This is a genomic window from Bradyrhizobium iriomotense (assembly GCF_018129405.1).
Lineage (GTDB): Bacteria > Pseudomonadota > Alphaproteobacteria > Rhizobiales > Xanthobacteraceae > Bradyrhizobium > Bradyrhizobium iriomotense_B.
Map to the genome: position 1 here is coordinate 127,140 of NZ_JAFCLP010000001.1, position 19,260 is coordinate 146,399.

General features: G+C 65.6%; 18 protein-coding genes. 6 read left to right on the forward strand and 12 right to left on the reverse strand.

Translation table 11 applies throughout. From position 1 onward, the window contains the following. Positions 1–3: 3 nt before the first annotated feature. From JQ592_RS00455 to JQ592_RS00495, 9 genes are all read right to left on the reverse strand, one after another. Positions 4–1,584 carry a hydantoinase B/oxoprolinase family protein gene (locus JQ592_RS00455; protein ID WP_211400966.1) on the reverse strand — a complete coding sequence of 527 codons (1,581 nt, stop codon included), beginning with the start codon at positions 1,582–1,584 and terminating at the stop codon, positions 4–6. After that, positions 1,581–3,590: a hydantoinase/oxoprolinase family protein gene (locus JQ592_RS00460; protein WP_211400967.1), complete on the reverse strand. Its 2,010-nt coding sequence runs from the start codon at positions 3,588–3,590 to the stop codon at positions 1,581–1,583. Before JQ592_RS00460 ends, JQ592_RS00455 begins: the two co-directional genes overlap by 4 nt. Before the next feature lie 426 nt (positions 3,591–4,016). Continuing rightward, positions 4,017–5,609: a PLP-dependent aminotransferase family protein gene (locus JQ592_RS00465; protein WP_246820072.1), complete on the reverse strand. Its 1,593-nt coding sequence runs from the start codon at positions 5,607–5,609 to the stop codon at positions 4,017–4,019. A gap of 4 nt (positions 5,610–5,613) precedes the next feature. Next, a complete protein-coding gene (locus JQ592_RS00470) occupies positions 5,614–6,144 on the reverse strand; it encodes a flavin reductase (RefSeq protein WP_211400968.1) in 531 nt (176 codons plus the stop codon). Between the two features lie 8 nt (positions 6,145–6,152). Then, positions 6,153–7,406 (reverse strand): Zn-dependent hydrolase, encoded by a 1,254-nt coding sequence (locus JQ592_RS00475; protein ID WP_211400969.1) that lies wholly within the window; start codon positions 7,404–7,406, stop codon positions 6,153–6,155. 3 nt (positions 7,407–7,409) lie between these two features. Continuing rightward, complete coding sequence (locus JQ592_RS00480) at positions 7,410–8,291, reverse strand: alpha/beta fold hydrolase (protein WP_211400970.1); 882 nt, start codon at positions 8,289–8,291, stop codon at positions 7,410–7,412. Between the two features lie 11 nt (positions 8,292–8,302). Next, complete coding sequence (locus JQ592_RS00485; protein ID WP_211400971.1) at positions 8,303–9,448, reverse strand: pyridoxal phosphate-dependent aminotransferase; 1,146 nt, start codon at positions 9,446–9,448, stop codon at positions 8,303–8,305. A 7-nt stretch (positions 9,449–9,455) separates the two neighbouring features. Beyond that, the gene (locus JQ592_RS00490) at positions 9,456–10,235 is read right to left on the reverse strand and encodes an SDR family oxidoreductase (protein WP_211400972.1); all 780 of its coding nucleotides are present in this window, start codon (positions 10,233–10,235) and stop codon (positions 9,456–9,458) included. A 67-nt stretch (positions 10,236–10,302) separates the two neighbouring features. Further along, entirely contained in the window at positions 10,303–10,980 is a 678-nt protein-coding gene (locus tag JQ592_RS00495) for a GntR family transcriptional regulator (protein WP_211400973.1), read from the reverse strand. Positions 10,981–11,243: 263 nt separating this feature from the next. On the opposite strand from JQ592_RS00495, the gene JQ592_RS00500 reads away from it, so the two are divergent. From JQ592_RS00500 to JQ592_RS00525, 6 genes are read left to right on the forward strand one after another with little or no spacing between them, the layout of a single operon-like run. Continuing rightward, positions 11,244–12,107, forward strand: coding sequence for an ABC transporter ATP-binding protein (locus tag JQ592_RS00500; RefSeq protein WP_211400974.1), 864 nt, complete (start codon positions 11,244–11,246; stop codon positions 12,105–12,107). Next, positions 12,104–12,895 (forward strand): class II aldolase/adducin family protein, encoded by a 792-nt coding sequence (locus JQ592_RS00505; RefSeq protein WP_211400975.1) that lies wholly within the window; start codon positions 12,104–12,106, stop codon positions 12,893–12,895. Before JQ592_RS00500 ends, JQ592_RS00505 begins: the two co-directional genes overlap by 4 nt. A gap of 23 nt (positions 12,896–12,918) precedes the next feature. Next, entirely contained in the window at positions 12,919–13,935 is a 1,017-nt protein-coding gene (locus JQ592_RS00510) for an ABC transporter substrate-binding protein (protein WP_211400976.1), read from the forward strand. Next, positions 13,932–14,747 (forward strand): ABC transporter permease, encoded by an 816-nt coding sequence (locus JQ592_RS00515; protein ID WP_211400977.1) that lies wholly within the window; start codon positions 13,932–13,934, stop codon positions 14,745–14,747. The genes JQ592_RS00510 and JQ592_RS00515 overlap by 4 nt, the downstream gene beginning before the upstream one ends. Further along, entirely contained in the window at positions 14,744–15,502 is a 759-nt protein-coding gene (locus JQ592_RS00520) for an ABC transporter permease (RefSeq protein ID WP_211400978.1), read from the forward strand. The genes JQ592_RS00515 and JQ592_RS00520 overlap by 4 nt, the downstream gene beginning before the upstream one ends. 4 nt (positions 15,503–15,506) lie before the next feature. Further along, on the forward strand, positions 15,507–16,811 hold the full coding sequence (locus tag JQ592_RS00525; RefSeq protein WP_211400979.1) for an LLM class flavin-dependent oxidoreductase: 1,305 nt from the start codon (positions 15,507–15,509) through the stop codon (positions 16,809–16,811). Here the strand turns inward: JQ592_RS00525 and JQ592_RS00530 are convergent. The 3 genes from JQ592_RS00530 to JQ592_RS00540 are packed head-to-tail and all read right to left on the reverse strand — an operon-like array spanning position 16,808 to position 19,260. Continuing rightward, the gene (locus JQ592_RS00530; protein WP_211400980.1) at positions 16,808–17,734 is read right to left on the reverse strand and encodes a dihydrodipicolinate synthase family protein; all 927 of its coding nucleotides are present in this window, start codon (positions 17,732–17,734) and stop codon (positions 16,808–16,810) included. The genes JQ592_RS00525 and JQ592_RS00530 overlap by 4 nt on opposite strands. 9 nt (positions 17,735–17,743) lie before the next feature. Beyond that, positions 17,744–18,532 (reverse strand): amino acid ABC transporter ATP-binding protein, encoded by a 789-nt coding sequence (locus JQ592_RS00535; protein ID WP_283816061.1) that lies wholly within the window; start codon positions 18,530–18,532, stop codon positions 17,744–17,746. Beyond that, on the reverse strand, positions 18,529–19,260 hold the full coding sequence (locus JQ592_RS00540) for an amino acid ABC transporter permease (RefSeq protein WP_211400981.1): 732 nt from the start codon (positions 19,258–19,260) through the stop codon (positions 18,529–18,531). The genes JQ592_RS00535 and JQ592_RS00540 overlap by 4 nt, the downstream gene beginning before the upstream one ends.

The following is a 19,260-nucleotide window of genomic DNA, read 5'->3' on the forward strand; positions in this document are numbered from 1 at the left end:
CCCTCACTTCGCCGCAGCGGCGCCGTAACCGCCGCCGCCGCACATCTCGATCGTGACGAGATCGTCTTGCTGCAACACCAGGTTCGACTTGCCGTCGATGGCGACGTTGGCACCCTGCCGGACCAGCGAAATGCGGCAGGCCTTGCCGGGATAGCCGCCCTGCATGCCCCAGGGCGCCATCACCATGCGCTCGATGCAGGTGGTCAGGTGCATCGAGGGTGCGAGGATGCGATAGGTGCGGACCGAGCCGTCACCACCGCGATGCGCCCCCGCGCCGCCGGACTGCCGGCGAATGGCCTGTTGCTCGAGCCGGATTGCGTAATTCGCCTCGATCACTTCGACCGGCGTGTTCGAGGTGTTGGACAGATGCACCCGCGTCGCGGAGGTGCCGGCCCGGTCATGCCGCGCGCCTTCGCCGCCGCCATGGACCTCGTAAAGCATCTTCCAGGACCCGTTCGGCCGCGGCTCGGCAAAGAACAGCACGCCTGCGGTGGTCGCGCCGCCAGCCGACAGACGCTCGGGAATCGTGTCCTGCATCGCGCGAAAAATCGCGTCCACGATGCGCATGGACGTCTCGTGGTTGCCGGCGGCAACCGATGCGGTCCAGCCCGGCTCGAGGATCGAGCCCGGACGCGTGATGATGGTCAGCGGCCGCAGCGCGCCAGCGTTCTGCTGCATGTCGCGTCCGCTCATGATGCGCGCCGCATAGGCGACAGCCGAGCGCGCCATGAACGGCGTCGTGTTGCAGAAATTCGAGACGCGGTCGCAGCTTCCGGAGAGATCGAAAGTCGCCTCGTCGCCGCGAATCGTGATCTCCACATGGATGCGCGCGGGCGCATTGTTCGCGCTGCCGTCGTCGAGGTAATCCTCGCCCTCATAGACGCCATCGGGAAGGTCGCGCAGCGCCTCTCGCATCTCGATCTCGGAGAGGTCGTGCAGGCGCGACTGCGTCGCCATGAAGACGGCCTTGCCATGCTCGCGGCAGAGCTCGATGATACGCTTCTCGCCGGCCTTCGTCGCGGCGATCTGCGCGAGAAGATCGCCCTCGCAGGACTCGGCATCGCGAACGTTGGCCTTGAGCAGCTGCACGATTGGCGTGTTGAGGCCGGCTGCAGTTGCGATCAGCACCGGTGGAATGCGCAACGCCTCCTGGAACGTATCGACCGCCTTGGCAAAATAGCTGCCGGGCCACGTGCCGCCGATATCGGGCCAGTGCGCGAGGCTGACCGCGAAGGCCACGATCTCGCCGTTGACGAAGACGGGCCGCACGACCTTGACGTCGTTGAGGTGATTGCCGCCGAGCGCGCCGACATTATAGATCACCACATCGCCATCGTTCAGGTTTTCGCGCGGCATCACCTTCAACAGTTCAGGGATGGTGTAAGCCATCGCGCCGAGATGGATCGGGATGTCGCGGCCCTGCCCGACCAGGCCGCCGTGGCCATCGGTGATCGCGGACGACAGGTCGCCCGCTTCGCGCAAGAGCGGCGAGCGCGCCGAGCGCGTCATCACCAGGCTCATCTCTTCGGCCGCGGCGGAAAGCCCGTGCCTGATGACCTCGACGACGAACGGATCGAGCTTCATGCCGCCCTCCGCGCCAGGAACAGATTGCCGGCGACATCTGGCCTTGCCTGCCAGCCCGGCGGCACCACCACCGTTGACCATGCGTCTTCGATGATGGCCGGACCGCTGACGGTCTCCGTGAGCGAAGCGCGGTCGATGATTGCTGTCGCGATCTCGTGGAAGCCGTCGAACGAGCAGATCCGCTTGCCTGACGACACCGCCCGCACCGCCGTCGCCGGCCGGCTGACGACGGTCGTCGACGGGCGGCGGGCCTGCACCCGAACGGACTCGATGACGCAGGGCTCGCCGGTCGCATAGCCGAAGAGCTCGTTGTGCCGCGCCAGAAAGTCCGTCTTGAGATTGACGACATCCAGCGGCAAGGCGAACGGCACCGGGATGGCATCGTTCTGGGCCGCATAGCGCATCAAGGCCACCAGCTCGACCTGGATCTCCGCCTTCGCAACGCCATTGGCGATCAGCGGCGCGGATGCATCGTCAATCAACGTCCCGATCCGCTCCGACACACGCGCAAGATCGATGCCGTCGAGGGCGGCGCGCAACGTCTGCTGCTGGAGGAAACTGAAGTCGGCAGTGAGGCAGCCAAGCGCGGAGAATGCACTCGACGCGCTCGGGACGACCACCTCTGCAATCCCGTAGAGATCGGCGAGACCCGCGGCGTGCATCGGGCCGCCGCCGCCGAAGGCAAGCAGCGTGCAGTCGCGTCCGTCGATGCCGCGCTCGACCGTGACGCGCCGGAGCGCACGGGCCATGGTTGCGTTCGCGACCTTGATGATGCCGAGCGCTGTTTGGGTGAGGTTCAATCCGAGCGCGCGGGCAATCGGTTCGATGACGCGCTTTGCGGCCTCGATGTCGATGCCGATGCGGTCACCAAGTTTCGTTTCGGGATTGAGATAGCCGAGCACCGCATTCGCGTCGGTGATGGTAGGCTCGGTGCCGCCGCGGCCATAGCAGGCCGGCCCCGGCTCGGAGCCGGCGCTCTCCGGGCCGACGGTGAGGCCGCCGGGACCGTAGCGGACGATCGATCCGCCGCCCGCGCCGATCGAATGCACCGCCAGCATCGGCTGGCGCAACGGCTTGTCGCCGAGCATGCGGCCGTCGGTCATCTCGGCCTGGCCGTCGACGATCAGGCAGACGTCGGTCGTGGTGCCGCCCATGTCGAAGGTCAGCATGCGCGAGGTGCCGAGCTGCCGCGCGATGCTGACGGACGCGGAGACGCCGGCGGCAGGCCCTGACATCGCCATCACCAAAGGTCGCCGCTTCACCGCGGAAATCGGGACCATGGCGCCGGCGGAATGAAACACCTGCAGGCCGGGACCGATTGGCAGCCGCTGCTCCAGCTCGCTGAGATATTCCACCGCGATCGGCATCGCCGCCGCGTTGAACACGGTTGCCGAAGTCCGCTCGTATTCGCGCGCCTCGGGATTGACCTCGTGCGAGAGCGAGACATGGGCGACGACGTCCTTGAGCCGCTCGCCCAGCATCTTTTCATGTACCGGATTGGCATAGGCGTGAAGGAGAGCAACCGCGACGCTCTGCACGCCGGTCTGCTTCAGCCAAGTAACCAGACGCTCGATCTCGGCTTCGTCCAGCGCCTTCAGCACCTGGCCTTCATGATCGAGGCGCTCGGCGAGCCCAAAGCATCGTTCAGGCGGCACCAAGGGCGGCGATTTCGGCGGAATGTCGAGCCGGTAGAGATCGCGGCGGCGATAGCGCGCGATCTCCAGCACATCGGCAAAGCCTTCGGTCGCGACCAGCGCCACCTTCGGCAACCGGCCCTCGACGATCGCGTTGGTGACGCGCGTGGTGCCGTGGACGAAGCGCTTGACCTCGCTCTTGCGCAGGCCCACGGCCTCGATGGCCTCCAGCATCGCCTGGACGGGCGCGTCGGGGCGCGACGGCACCTTCGCGATCCGCGCTTCAGCGGTATCGCGCCTGATCGCGATGATGTCGGTGAAGGTGCCACCGATATCGGTGCCGACCTCCCAGTGATTGTCGGAGTAGCTCATGTGCACAGTCAGCTACGCGTCATGCCCGAACCGGACGCCGGGTCCTTCCCGTCCATCGCAACGTCCAATGCCAAACCGAGAGCGCTCATCATGCATCCCCTCTCATGCCACCATGAGCGAGCGTGCGACAGAGCGATGGGCGCGGGCTAGGGCCAGAGTTGTCGCAAACCGCTAGACCAGTGCGCGACCTCAGCCGCGCACCGCGCCACCTGCTGCACGTTTTGGTGCAGCGCTGCCCGCACTGACGGCACGCGAGCGCGGACCGTTCCACGCGGCAAAAGTGCAGCGCACCACGGATTTCTCCGCGCAAATTGCGATGTCCGCTGCACTGCAATCCAAACGCTTCAAATCGTCTGTCTAATTTGCAGGCGATCGACCGGCACCGCCGGATGTCCGGTTGCCTATGAGCTATGCATGGCGGTCGGCTCAGCCTCTCTTTATTGTACGAACAGTATGAGAGGAGATTGCCGCCTCGGATGCTGCGTTGCGGGAGCCGCTGCCGATGCAAGCCGCGATTCTCGCCAGCAGCGGCGAGGCATCCTCGACGCGCAGCCGCCCATAGCCGAACACCAGGCCCTGTCGGGTCGGCTGCGCCAGAAAATTCTGCGACAATGGCTGCACATGGATGCCGGCCTGCTTCAGGCTTGCAGCCGCCTCGCGGTCGCTCATCCGGGCTTGCATCGCCTCGGTGAACAGCGCGACGAGATGCAGCCCGGTGACGGCGGAGGACACGGTCAGGTCATCCGGCATCTGCGCTGCGATCGCCTCGATCAGTGCCTTACGCCTGCTCGCATAGACCCGCCGCATCGCGCGCAGATGCCGCAGCAGGTGCCCTTCCCGCATGAACTCGGCCAGAGCGAGCTGTCCGATGCCGGAGGTGTGCACGTCGATCCGCGCGCGGCCCTTGGAAAATCCTGCGATGAAATGCCTGTTGGCAACGATGTAGCCGAGCCGCAGGTTCGGCATCATGATCTTGGAGAAGGTGCCGAAATAGATCACCCGCCCCTCGCGATCGAGCGAGCGCAAGGAGGCGATCATGCTGTCCTGGTGCCTGAACTCCGAATTGTAATCGTCCTCGATCACCCAGACGTCGTTTCTGTTGGCCCAGTCGAGCAGCTCGAGGCGCCGCTCCAGGTGCATGCTGACGCCGAGCGGGTATTGATGCGACGGCGTGACCACGATCAGCCGCGCGCCCGGCGCGCGCCGGATTCCTTCGGAGACGACGAGGCCCTTGTCATCGACGGGAATAGGAACCAGCTTCGCGCCGGCAGCCGTGAGCGCCCAGCGCGCCTCGACGAAGCCGGGCTCCTCGACCCAGACCTCATCGCCGGGATCGAGGATCATCCGGCTGCAGAAATCCAGAGCGCCCGATGTGCCTGACGTGACCACGACCTCGTCCGGCGAACATACGAGCCCGCGGACCGAGCCGAGGAAGTTCGCGATCTCGCTGCGCAGACGCGGATGACCTTCGGCGGGAAGATCGAGGCACTCCTGCTCCCTCGGATTTTGCCAGGTCTGGCGCAGCAGGCGCGACCATTCCCTAAAGGGGAACGTCGAGATATCAGGCGCGCCGGGTGCGAACACGGACGGCCAATTGGTCTCGTAATCCAGGCCAAGCAGTGATTGCCAGCGCTTCGACGTGTGGGCGGGCGCAGCCCCGGGCGGCGCAACCGGCGGCGGCTCCGCGTGCGACGTTGCGACGGACGCCACCATGACGCTGCCGCGTGGCGTCGATTCCAGATAGCCCTCGGCGTAAAGCAGATCCCACGCGGTCAGCACCACAGTGCGCGAGCAGCCCAATTCCCGCGCGATCTCGCGCGAGCCCAGAAATTGCGTTCCCGCCGGGAAGACGCCGCGCAGAATGCAATCCCGGATGTGGGCCGCGATCTGCAAATGCAGCGGCACGGCCGACGTCCGGTCGATATGCATTCCCGCAAGGGAGACGCGCTTGCTCGGGTGACGATCTCTGTCCATCACGTGGAGGCGGCTGTTGAAACGGCCGGCGATGGCCGCCAGCATCCCCTCAGGATGGGCCAGAAGCGGATTCCGGTCCAGTCTCGGCTGGAGAGGTCACCCCGATCGTGTGATAGGCGCGGCCGAAATAGATCAGATTGTCGGTGCAGCCGGATCTTTGCAGCGCGACGACGCGGCAGAACAGAACATCATGGGTGCCGACATTGACGACATCCGCAATCCGGCAGTCGAACGCGGCGGCACAGTCGGCCAGCACCGGCGCGCCGGTCGCGAGCGTCGACCAATCCGCGGCGGCAAACCGCTCTTCTGCAGGCACCTTGCCGCCGAACAGGCGGGACAGTTGCTCGTGGCGTGCCGAGAGCACGTTGACGCACACGACTTTGTTGCGCGTCACGCTGGCATAGGCGGAGGAGCCGCGGTTGATGCAGACCAGAAGCGTCGGCGGATCATCGGTCACGCTGCAGATCGCCGATGCCGTAAATCCGGCGCGGCCCGCAGCGCCGTCGGTCGTGACGATGTTGACGGCCGCGCCGAGACAGGCCATCGCATCACGGTAGTCCCGAGGGGCCACATCCTGCATCGATGTCTTCACCCCTCGATTGCAGGCGCAAAGGCGAGTTCGCGCAGCACCTGTGCCAGCACGAACGCTCCCGCGGCGACATGATCGGGCTCGGCCCATTCGTGCTCGGCATGGCTCACCCCGTCGCGGCACGGGATGAAGATCATCGCGGCCGGACAGACTTTTGCGAGATGACGGGCATCGTGTCCCGCGGCAGAGAGGATCGCCATGGCGGAATGCCCCTGCTCACGCGCTGCCTTCGCGATGCTCGCGCGCAGGCGCGAATCGAAGACGTTCGACGGCGCATCCACCAGCGGCGTCACCGTAACAGAGCACGGCGGGGCCTTCTCCTGGCAAAGAGTTTTGATGCGCGCGCCCGCGGCATCGAGCACCGCATTGTCAGGATGGCGCAGATCGATGCTGAAGCTGACGCGCGACGGCACCACCGACGGCGCGTTCGGCGAGACCGTAACCCGGCCAATGGTGAACTTGATGTCGGCATCGATGGTGCCGATCTCGGCATGGAGCGCCGTCGCGACCTGCGCAAAAGCCGCGAGCGCATCCCGCCGCTCCGACTGCGCCAGCGTACCGGCGTGGCCCTCGGCGCCCTCGACCACGACCTGAAAGGTCTTCTTGCCCTGGATCCCGGTGACGACGCCGATCGTGCAGCCGGCCGCCTCCAGCAGCGGTCCCTGCTCGATGTGCAATTCGAGATAGGCCCCGGCCGCAAAGCCGAGCGGACGGTGCGGTAGATCGGGGAAAGCCTGGTGGAGGCGGTCGAGCGCCTCGCCGACGCTGATACCCTGTGCATCGCGCGCGGCGCGGATCGCGTCCATGCCGCGCTCCCCGGTGAAGGCCTCCGAGCCCATCATGCCCGGGGCGAAGCGCGAGCCTTCCTCGTTCATCCAGGCGACGACAATGAGATCGCGCGCAGGCTTGTCGCTTTGCTCGGCGAGCGAGACGACCGCTTCGAGTGCGGCCATCACGCCGGCCGCACCGTCGAACTTCCCGCCGGTCGGCTGGCTATCGAGATGACTGCCCAGCAGCAGCGGCGGCGCGGCGCGATCGCGGCCCACCAGGGTCAGGAACAGGTTTGCCGCCGCATCCGTCGACGGCGTCAATCCCGCTTCGCGCGCCCAGCCGATGACGCGACGCCAGGCCGCGATCTCGCCGTCGCTCAGCGCCTGGCGGTTGACCCCGCCGGCCGGCGTCGCGCCGATCTCGGCGAGCGCCATCAAGCGGGTCCAGAGCCGGTCGGCGTTGATCAGTCGCTCGCTCGTCATCGATTACTTCGTGCGCATGATCTGGCCCGGCAGCGCGCGCGGATCGCGCGGCAGCCAGCGCCCGGCTTCGACCTGGGCGATGAATTCGGCGAGCAGCGCATTGAACGCCGCAGGCTCTTCGAGATTGAGCGTGTGGCCGGTCTTGGGGAAGACCGAGAGGCCGCAGGCGGGAATGGTCTTCTTCAGGAAGATGCCGGGCTGGAGGCAATGATCGTCCTCGTCGCCGACGATAACCAGCGTCGGCACCATCATCTTTTTCAAACCGTCTTCGAGGTCGTAGAACGACGGCCGCCGCGCCTGCACGCCGCGCATGGTGTTGGCAGCGCCGCGATCGGAATGGGTGGCGAGGCGATCGGCGAATTCCCGCCAGCCGCGCGGATCCTTGTTCTGGAACTGCACCCGGCTCGCGCCGAGCGCATAGATCTTCGAGAATTCCTTGGCGCCCTGCTTCTCGAAATTGTCGGCGACCTCGAGCGAGACTCCGCGAAAATACTCCTCGAACTCCTTCTCGCAGCCATAACCGGCCCCGGCCACAGTGAGCGACAGCGCGCGCTCCGGCGTACGCAGGCCGAAATGCACCGTGCAGAACCCGCCCATGGAGAGGCCGACGATGTGTGCCTTCTCGATTCCGAGCGCATCGAGCACGGCGACCGCATCATCCGCGGCGATCGCCTGCGAATAAGCCTCCACGCTGTCGGGCACGTCCGACGGCGGATAGCCGCGCGCGGCGTAGCTGATGCAGCGGTGGCGCCGGCTGAAATAGCGCAGCTGCGGCTCCCAGCTTGCGTGATTGCCGCCGAATTCATGGATGAAGAGGATCGGCGTGCCCTCGCCGGCCTCTTCCACATGCAGCTTCACGCCGTCCTTCGCTGTGATCATGGTCATCGGCTTCGTCCCTAGAATTGCGGCGGCAGGTCGTTGAGCGTGCGCGCCTGCGCAACCATCTCCGGCAACAGCGTGCAGAGTTTTTCGACCCAGCCTTGCGGCACGGAGGTGCTGATCTTCACGAAACGGTCGCCAAAACGCTGGGTGTGATAGGTACCCTGGCGGATCATGATGCCCTGGCGGCGATAGCACTCGACCAGCGCTTCGGGGCGGATGCCCGCCGCGATGGTCTCCAGCACCAGGAAGTTGCCGTGCGAGGGCATGATCGGCAGCGCCAGCCCGTCGATTGCGGCTGCCGCCTCCTGGATCATCGCCTTGTTGGCACGGTCGGTGCTGCGGACCTTCTTCATCCATCCGGCCTTGACCGATAGCCCTGCTTGCGCGGCGCGCTGCGCGATGACGCTGGCACCGAGCACGCTGGTGGAGGTCTGCGCCAGTTCCTCGAACAGCTCGGGCGCGGCGACGAGCGCCCCAATCCGCAGGCCTGCAAGCCCGAGCCATTTCGAGAAACTGGTCGAGACCACCGAGCCTTTCGGGGCCACGTGAAGCGCCGGCGTGTGGCCGTCGGCGAAATCGCGATAGGTGCAGTCGTGCACCAGCAGCGCGCCGCAATCGCGCGCGATCGCGGCAAAACTCTCGATCTCCTCGCGCGTGTAGCGGATGCCGAGCGGATTGTTGGGGTCGACGAGATAGATGATCGCGGTGCGCTCATCGACATTCGCCTTCAAGGCTTCAGGCGTCAGGCGGTAGTTGCAGGCAGGATCGTAGATCGGGATCTCGATCACCTCGGCGCCCTGCTGGCGCGCGAACAGGCACGGCCATTTCCAGGTCGGATCGGTGGTCACCAGCGTGGTGCCGGGCTTGCAGCGCGCGCGGCAGATCATCGCCAGCGCGTTGACGCCGCCTTCGGTCACCAGCGCTTCCGCACTAGGCGTGCCGAGATCGGCGACGATCGCTGCGCGCAGCGCCTCGAAGCCGAGCGGCGGGGCATAGGCGTTGAACTCGCCGGCCTCGATCGAGCGCAGCATCGCCTCGCGCACGGCGGGGTGGCTCTCGATATGGTTGGTGTTCTGGCCGAGCCAGAAAAGTCCCGGCGTCGCCGAGAGCTCGTCGAAATAGCGGTTGCGGACCAGCGCGGCGGATTGAGGCTTCGACATCGACGCCTCAGATCACCGAGCCGCGCGCGGCGATGCCGCCGTCGATCGTCACCACCGTGCCGGTGATGTAGCCGGACCGCGGCGAGGACAGGAAGGCGACGAGATCGGCGACCTCTTCCGATGTCGCGGGCCGTTTGCCCGGATATTTGTCGAACAGCTCCTCCCAGCGGCTTTCGTCGCCGAGCATGTCGATCGCCTTGCGCTTCATGATCTTGAGCATGCGGTCGGTGGCAACCGGTCCCGGATTGACCGCGACGACGCGCACGCCGTGGTCGAGGCTGCGGCCGCCGAGCGCCTTGGTGAAGGACATCAGCGCCGCATTGCCGGTCGAGCCGGCGATGTAGCTCGCGTCCCAGTTCTCGCCGGAATTGCCGATGATGTTGATGATGACGCCGTCCTTGCCCTTCATCCGCGGATAATAAAGGCGCGACAGCGTGATGTAGCCGAACACCTTGAGATCGAAACCGCGACGCCAGGCGGCGTCGTCGAGGATTTCCAGCGAGCCGGCCGGGATGTCGCCGGCATTGTTGATGAGGATGTCGATGTCGCCGACTTCGGCCGCCAGCTTCTCCATCGCGGACGTGCTCGACAGGTCGAGCGCATGGATCGTGATCTTCACGCCATGGCGGGCTTCGAGCGCCTTCTTGGCCTCGAGCATGGCTTCACCGTTGCGGGCGGCGAGATGCAGATGACACCCTTCCGCGGCGAAGAGCTCGGCCACCGCCAGTCCAATTCCTTTCGACGCGCCGGTGATGAGGGCGGTCTTGTTCGTCAGCTTCAGGTCCACTCCGGGTCTCCAGGATGCAAGCTAGATATACAAGGTCTAGCAATTTGCATACCAAGCGGCCGGAAGATCATTCGAAGGCGGCGAGGAAGTCCAGCAGGTTGTCGCCAAGCAGGTTGACGTGGTCGCGCATGGCGCTGTGCGCCCGCTCCGGATCATGAGCCAGGATCGCCTGCATGATGGCCTCGTGCTCGCGGATGGTGTCGGCGATCCGGTTCGGCATGCGCGTCACCCGGCGGCGATACGCCGCCACCTGGTTGCGCAGCTTGCGGGTCTGCTCGGCCAGGAAGGCGTTGCGCGAGGCTTCATAGATCGCTTCGTGGAATTCCTGGTTGATGTCGTAGAAAACGTCGATGTCGCCGGTTTCACCTGCCGCCACAAGCCGCTGGTGAATCTCGCCAATTTCAGCTCCCCAGGCCTGGGAAACACGCCGTGCGGCGAGCCGCGCACAGAGCCCCTCCAGCTCCGCCATGACCTGGAACATCTCGATCAGCGCCTGCGCCTTGATGCTGCGGACGGTCGCCCCTTGCCGGCCGCGCAGCTCGACCAGATTGTTGGCGGCCATCAGGCGGAAGGCCTCCCGCACCGGCGTGCGCGAGACGCCGAAGCGCTGCGCGATCTCCTGCTCGTCGAGCCGGCTGCCCGGCTCGAGATGCCCCGCCGCAATGGCCCCTTCGAGCTTCAGGCGCAGGCTTTCGGCGAGCGTCATGCCCGGGCTGGCCGGCAAGGCTTCATGCCCATTTTTCACGCGCCTGCCTCCGGCGTGTGCACCAATATCCGCCATCATGTTTCTCCGATATCAATATACGTATACAAAATGGCACCAATCTTCCAGTGAACCGACCGATTTTCTCGCGGAGACGCGCGCAGCTCCGAGGTATCCACCTTCGAACTCGCAAATCTTATGCCTGATTTGCCGGGAAATCACACTGGCACACGAGTTGCTAAGAGATTTCGACGCGGCCCGCTTTCGTATGCGAATGGCCGCCGCCATTATACAAGGACATCCCGGTGCAGGCTGCCCGCCTCCCCCATCCCGGACCGGCCACCGAAGCCCCGCAGGCGCAACCGAAGCCTGAGCCGCTGCTCGAACTGCGTGCGATCAACAAGACCTTCGGTCCCGTCGCGGCGCTGTCGGGACTTGAGGCGAGCGTTGCCCCCGGCGAGTTCGTCACCGTCGTCGGCCCCAGCGGCTGCGGCAAGAGCACCCTCTTCAACATCGTCGCTGGTCTCGAAGAGCCCGATGCCGGCGGCATCCTGCGCTTCGAGGGCAAGAGCTGCCATTCCGCCGACCTGCTCGGCCGCGTCTCCTTCATGCCGCAGCGCGACCTGCTGTTTCCCTGGCGCAACGTGGTGGACAACGCCATCCTCGCCCTCGAGGTCGAGGGCATGCCGCGCGATCAGGCGCGCGCCAAGGCGCTGAAGATGCTGCCCGAGTTCGGCCTCGCCGGCTTCGAGAAGCAATATCCCAATCAATTGTCCGGCGGCATGCGCCAGCGCGTCGCTTTGATGCGCACCTTTCTGTTCGAGCGCGACCTGATGCTGCTCGACGAGCCGTTCGGCGCGCTCGATGCGCTGACGCGGGCGATGATGCAGCGCTGGCTGCTCGATGTCTGGCAGAAATACCGCCGCACCATCCTCTTCATCACCCATGACGTCGACGAGGCGATCTTCCTCGGTGACCGCGTGCTGGTCATGACCGCCCGTCCCGGCTCGGTGAAGCTCGAACAGGTCGTCGAGCTGCCCCGCCCGCGCCGCCCCGAGATCGTCACCTCCCCCGAATTCGTCCGCCTCAAGCGCACCTTGCTCGATGCGATCGAGGAGGAAAGCATGAAATCGTTCCAGTCCTCCATCGCGCAGGAGAAGCCGCAATGAACGCGATGCCAGCCAGAGAACCGCAAGCCGCGCCGCGCGGGATCGATCCTGCCGAGTGGGATGCCCGGATCAAGCTTGCGGCCTGCTATCGCATGGTCGCCAAGCTCGGTATGGACGACCTGATCTACAATCACATCTCACTTCGCGTTCCGGGCCACGAGAATCAGTTCCTGATCAACCCGTACGGCCTGCTGTTCGACGAGATCACGGCGTCGAGCCTCGTCAAGATCGACACTGAGGGTAACAAGCTCGACGACACGCCTCATGCGGTGAACGTTGCGGCCTTCGTGATCCATGCGGCGATCCACACCTCGAACCACGATGCGGCCTGCGTGCTGCACACCCATTCCGACGCCAGCGTTGCGGTCTCCGGGCAGGAGAAGGGCCTGCTGCCGCTCAGCCAGTTCGCGATGCGCTTCTACGAGCGCCAGGCCTTCCACGATTACGAAGGCGTCGCCATCGACCTCGACGAGCAGACGCGCCTCGTGCGTGATCTCGGTCCGCACAAGGTGATGCTGATGCGCAATCACGGCATCCTCACCGTCGGCCGGACGCCGGGCGAAGCCTTCATGCTGCTCTATTATTTCGAGCGCGCCGCGCGGATCCAGCTTCAGATGCAGGCGGCGGCCGCGGCCGGCGCTACGCTGGTGATGCCGCCGCACGAGGTCTGCGAGAAGGCCGCGCGCCAGTTCTGGGAATTGCAGGGCGACATCCTCGTGCCCGGCGAACGCGAATGGCCGGCCTTGATGCGCCAGCTCGATCGCACCGATCCGTCTTACCGCAATTGATTTTCACCGCCTGGAGTATGACCATGTTGAGCCGACGCCACGCCTTCTCCGTCCTCTCCGCCATCGCACTGGCGACCGGCTCGCTCGTCACGGCCGCGCCCGCAGCCGAGCCGCAGAAGGCGAGCCTGCGCCTGAAATGGCTGCCGCAGGCCCAGTTCGCCGGCTTCTACGTCGCGGCGGCCAAGGGCTATTACAAGGCCGAGGGTATCGACCTCACCATCAATCCCGGCGGGCCCAACCTGCTCACCGAGAACCTGGTCGCGACCGGCGCCGACACGTTCGGCCTGTCCGGCGGCACCGACAGCGTGTTCGCCGCGCGCGACAAGGGACTGCCGATCGTCTGCATCGGCGTGTCGCACCAGATCACGCCCTTCATCTTCGTCACCCGCAAGGACGGGCCGGTGAAGACGATCCAGGACTTCAAGGGCAAGACCGTCACCACCTGGTTCACCGGCGCCAACCACGTGCTCAACGGCATGCTGGCCAAGGAAGGCATCAAGCCGGATGAATTGAAGATCCAGCCGCAGCAGGTGTCGGTGACGCCTTTCGTCGACGGCAGCGTCGACGTGGTCACGGCGACCTATTACAATGAGTTCTACACCATTCAGTCGCGCATGCCGAAGGACAGCCTGAAGACCTTCGTCGCCGAGGATTACGGCATCACCTTCCCGCGCGACACGCTGATCGTCGCCGAGGCGACCGCCAAGGAGAAGCCGGAGCTCGTCAAGGCGTTCCTGCGCGCTTCGCTGAAGGGCTGGAAGGACGCCTTCTCCGATCCCAAGGGCGCCGTCGACACTGTGATGGCCACAGCCCCGACGCTCGACCGCGCGCAGCAGGAGTTCATGCTCACCGAGGTGAAGCGCCTGATGACATCAGGCGCGGCGGCGAAGAACGGCCTGTTCTGGATCGACGCCGACGCAGTCAAGACCGCCCACGACTTCTTCCTGAAGTATGGCGTGATCTCCAAGCCGGTCGATCTTGCCGCCGCCTATGACGCAAGCTTCATCCAGAGCGTCCCCGTGGCGGACCGGCTGCCGTGAGCGGCCCTGCCGCGACATCGCTCAGTGAGGCCGCCGCCGCGACGCGGTCGATCACGCTGCCGGATTCGCTGCGCAAGCTGATCCGGCTCCTGCTCGGTCTCGCCATTGCGGCAGTGATCTGGGAAGGCGCGGTGGTACTGTTCGGCATCCGTCCCTACTACCTTCCGCGCCTCAGTACGATTCTGCTGGCGATGGCGGCAACGCCTCGGGCCTATGTCGACGGTTTCCTGCGCACGCTTGCGGAGACGCTGATTGGCTTTGCGTCCGGCGGCGCCTTCGGCGTGCTCATGGGTATCGTGTTCTTCCGCGTCCGCGCGCTGCGCGAGATGATCTTTCCGATCTTCGTGGTGTCGCAGACCATTCCGGTCATCGCCTTCGGCGCGCTGGTGGTGCTGTGGTTCGGCAACACGCTGCTAGCCAAGGCGATCATCGCGTTCTATCTGACCTTCTTCCCGGTGACGGTGAACACGCTGCTGGGCCTCGAGACGGTCGATCCCAAACAGGTCGCGCTGATGCGCAGCTTCGGCGCTTCCAACCGCCAGCTCCTGCTGCGCCTGCAGCTTCCGACCGCGCTGCCACAGATCTTCGTCGCGTTGCGGCTCGCAGCATCTTTGAGCCTCGTCGGCGCCATCGTGGGCGAATGGTTCGGCGACACCACCGGGCTCGGCGTGCTGCTGCTCCAGGCCATGTTCACCGAGAACGTCGTCGCGATCTGGGGCGCCCTGCTCGCCGCGGCCCTGCTCGGCACCGGCTTCTATGCGGTGGTCGCCGCGGTAGAGCGGCATCTCGTGTTCTGGAGCGCCGAGCAATGAACCGGGCGCTCGCCTTTCCCTCGTTCGCCGTGCAGCGCGGCGTTCTCGGCGCCGTCATCCTGATCGCGTGCTGGGAAGGCGTCGCGCGCGGGCTGCATCTGCCGGCCTATGTTCTGCCCGCGGTCAGCGACATCGTCGCGGGTCTCTGGTCCAAGCGCGCGATACTCATCGACGCCGCCGGCTACACACTGCTCGAAGCACTGGCCGGCTACGGGCTCGGCTGCCTGATCGGCATCGGCCTCGCCGTCGCCATCGCGCTGGTGCCGGCGCTTCGCAGCGCGATCCTGCCGCTTGCAACCGCGATCAATTCGGTGCCGGTGGTCGGCTATTCGCCATTGATCCTGCTCTGGTTCGGCATCGGCGTCAGCTCGAAGATCGTGATGGTGGCGATGGCGGTGAGCTTCACCATCCTGCTGTCGATGCTGGCCGGGCTCGACCGCGTCGATCGCCGCGCCGTCGACCTCATGAAGAGTTTTGGCGCGAGCCGCCTCAGCGTGCTCTGGCGCCTGCGCCTGCCGACCGCCTTGCCGCTGCTGCTCGCGGGCATGCGCGTCTCCACGGTCCGCAGCGTGATTGTGGCGATCGTCACCGAGATGTTAGGGGCCCATGGCGGGCTCGGCTGGGTGATCTACCAGGCCGTGCTTCAGATCGACTTCGTTCAGGTCTGGTCGGCGATCTTCGTCGCTTCGGCGGCGAGCCTCGCCTTCTTCGGCCTGATCGGCTTCCTCGAGCGAAAGATCCTGTTCTGGACATGACGCCATGAAACGACAGATGCATCTCGGATTGTTCATCCTCGGCACCGGCAGCCATGTCGCGGGATGGCGCTATCCCGGCGCGGTCGACAGTTTTCAGGATTTTGCTGCGATCCAGCAGATCGGCCGCACCGCCGAGCGCGGCAAGTTCGACCTGATCTTCATGGGCGACAATCTCTATGCCGATGCCGCCGCCCATCCCTCCTACACGCTGCGGCTCGAGCCGCTGACGATGCTGGCGGCGCTTTCGACCTCGACCAGCCATATCGGCCTCGGCGCCACCGTCTCAACCACCTACAGCGATCCGTTCTCGGTCGCACGCGTGTTTGCTTCGCTCGATCACATCTCGAACGGTCGCGCGGCGTGGAACGCCGTGACGACGGCCAATCCGGCGACCGCGGCGAATTTCGGCACAACGCACCCCGACCATGCCCGCCGCTACGAGATGGCGGGTGAGTTCCTCGACGTGGTCAAGGGTCTGTGGGACGGCTGGGCGGATGATGCCATCGTCGCCGATCGCGCCAGCGGCCTCTACATCGATCCGGCAAAGCTGCGTCCGATCGACCATGACGGCGCGTTCTTCAAGGTGAAGGGCCCGCTCAACATCGGTCGCAGTCCGCAAGGCCAGCCCGTTGTGCTCCAGGCCGGCGGCTCCGAAGCCGGACAGGCGCTCGCCGCACGCACCGCCGACATCGTATTCTCGGTGGTGCAGGACATCGAGGAGGCCAAGGCCGGTTACACCTCGCTGAAGACGCGCCTGCCGGCTTTCGGGCGCAGGGCCGAGGACGTCACGGTGCTGCCGGGCGTCATGCCCGTGGTCGGCCGCACCGACAAGGAGGCGTTCGAGAAGCTCAACACGCTCCAGAGCTTTGTCAGCGGCAGCAACGCGCTCGCCATCCTGTCCGATCGGTTCGGGCGCGACATGTCGGCTTACGATCTCGACGGACCGATCCCGGACATCGCGCCGTCCGACAGCTATCATAGCTTCGCCAGCGTCATGCTCGCCAAGGGCCGCCGCGAGAACATGACGCTGCGCGATCTCTACAATCTCACCGCCGCTGCCCGCGGCCATTGGGTGCTGTGCGGCTCGGCCGAACGCATCGCCGACACACTCCAGCTCTGGTTCGAGGAACATGCCGCCGACGGCTTCAACGTAATGCCGCCTTATTTCCACGAGGGTTTTGAGGACTTTGTCGAGCTCGTCGTGCCGATCCTGCAGGAGCGCGGGCTTTTCCGTGCCGATTATGAGGGCACGGCATTGCGCGATCATCTCGGCCTCGCGCGGCCGGCCAATCCGTACTTCGCGGCTTAGAGCGCGCCGGCAGTTCGCAGTGCCTGCTCGAGCGCCTTTAGCTCGCCCGGCGTAGCCGGCGGTTGCGGCGGCCGCGCCGCGTCGCATGACAGGCGTCCGAGCAGCCTCAGGCAGGCCTTGAGCCGCACGGTCGCCCGTCCACCCGGCGCATCGCGATAGATCGCGACCGCCAGCGGATAGAGCTTCTCATGCGCGACGCGCGCCCGCTCCCAATCGCCGGCCTCCGCCGCAGTCCAGAGGCTCACCACGAGCTCCGGCGCCACGCAGGCAAGGCTGACCTGGCTGCCGGCCGAGCCGATGAGATAGCTCGTCAGCAGGTGCTCGTCGCCGGAGCCGAGTACGACGAACTCCGGCCGCAGCTTGCGGATCAGCCGCAGATTCTGTTCGTAGGCCGCAACCTCCCAGCTGCCTTCCTTCACCGCAACGAAACGGGGATCGGCGACAAGCCGCGTAAGCAGCGACGGGGCGTAGGCCATGGCTCCCGCGCCGACGGGCGCGGCGTAGAGCATCAGCGGGACTGTCGTTGCATCGCGGATATGGCGGTGATGCTCGATCACGCATTCATCGGCATGGCCGAGCGCCCAGCTGTTCGGCGGAAACACCAGCAGCCCATCCGCGCCGGCCTGCTCCAGCGCAGCCGCCTCGCGCACGGCCTCGAGGCTCGATTCGTGGTTGACCCCGGAGACGATCAGGCAGTCCTTCGCGTGCTGACGCGCCAGCTCCACCACCCGCCGCTTCTCGGCCAGCGACAGCACAAAATTCTCACCGGCGTGGCCGTTGACGAGGAGCCCATTGATGCCGGGCGTAGACGCCACCGAGGTGAGATGGCTTGCGAGCTGCGCCTCGTCGATCTCGAAATCGGGCGTCATCGGCACGATGGTGGCGGCGTGAATGCCGCGCAGGCGGTCGTTGAATGTCCGCATCTTGGCCGATCAATGAATGATCTGGTCGAGGAACGTCCGCGCCCGCTCGGACTTCGGATGCTTGAAGAACTCTTCCGGCGCGGCCTGCTCGACCACCTTGCCCTCGTTCATGAACACGATGCGGTCGGCGACTTCGCGGGCAAAGCCCATCTCGTGGGTGACGCAAAGCATGGTCATGCCCTCCTCCGCGAGCTTCTTCATGGTCTCCAGCACCTCCTTGACCATCTCGGGGTCGAGCGCCGAGGTCGGCTCGTCGAACAGCATGATCTTGGGACGCATGCACAGCGCCCGCGCGATCGCGACGCGCTGCTGCTGGCCGCCCGAGAGCTGTCCGGGGAATTTCTCGGCCTGGTCCGGAATCCGAACCTTCGTGAGGAAATGCATGGCGAGGTCCTTGGCCTCCGCCTCGCTCATGCCGTTCGCGGTCATCGGTGCCAGAGTGCAGTTCTCCAGCACCGTCATGTGCGGGAACAGATTAAAACTCTGGAACACCATGCCGGTGTCGCGCCTGACCGCATCGATGTTCTTGCGCTGATGGTCGAGCTCGACGCCGTTGACGTAGATCAGGCCCTCGTCGTGCTTCTCGATGTGGTTGATGCAGCGGATGAGCGTCGACTTGCCCGAGCCGGAGGGACCGCAGACCACGATCTTCTCGCCCTTGGCGACCTTGAGATCGATCTGGTCGAGCGCGGTAAAGTCGCCATAGTGCTTGTAGACGGCCTCCATGCGAACCGCAGGAATCTCGCGGAGCGGCGACTGCGTCATCGCGCCTTCCATATTCATCGACATCTCGCTCATGCCCGGGCCTCCACGCTCGCCTGTGCGACCGGCGCCCTCGCTGCGACCCGCCTTGTTTTCGCGGCGCTCGACCGGCCGAAATGCTTTTCCAGCCGGCGCTGAACCGCATCCCAGACCGAGGTCAGGATCAGGTAATACGCCGTCGCAGCCGCATAGACTTCGAGAATTTGAAAGTGCTCCTGCATCAGCATGTCGCTGCGGCGCATGAGCTCCTCGACCGAGATCACGGAGGCAAGCGAAGTCGCCTTCAAGAGCGAGTTGATGGAGTTGCCGAGCGGCGGGATCATCAACCGGAACGCCTGCGGCAGGGTCACGCGGCGGAACGTCACCCAGGGCGACAGGCTGAGCGCCCAGGCGGCCTCGCGCTGCCCCGCCGACACCGCCATGAAGCCGCTGCGCACGATCTCGGCGAGATAGGCCGCCTCGTTGAGGATCAGCCCGACGAGCGCGCAGGTGATCACGCTGAACTTGATGCCCAGCTGCGGCAAGCCGCTGTAGATCACCACCAGCTGGATCAGCAGCGGCGTGCCGCGGAAGAACCAGATGTAGAAGCGCGCGGCACCCGCGAGCACCGGATTGGACGACATGCGCAGCAACGCGATGCCCATGCCGAGGATCAATCCGCCGACAACCGCCGCCACCGTCAAGCCGATGGTGACGAGCACTCCCTTCATCAGGAAGTAATTGAAGAAGTAGCTGACGGCGGCCGTCGGACTGAAATGGCTCAT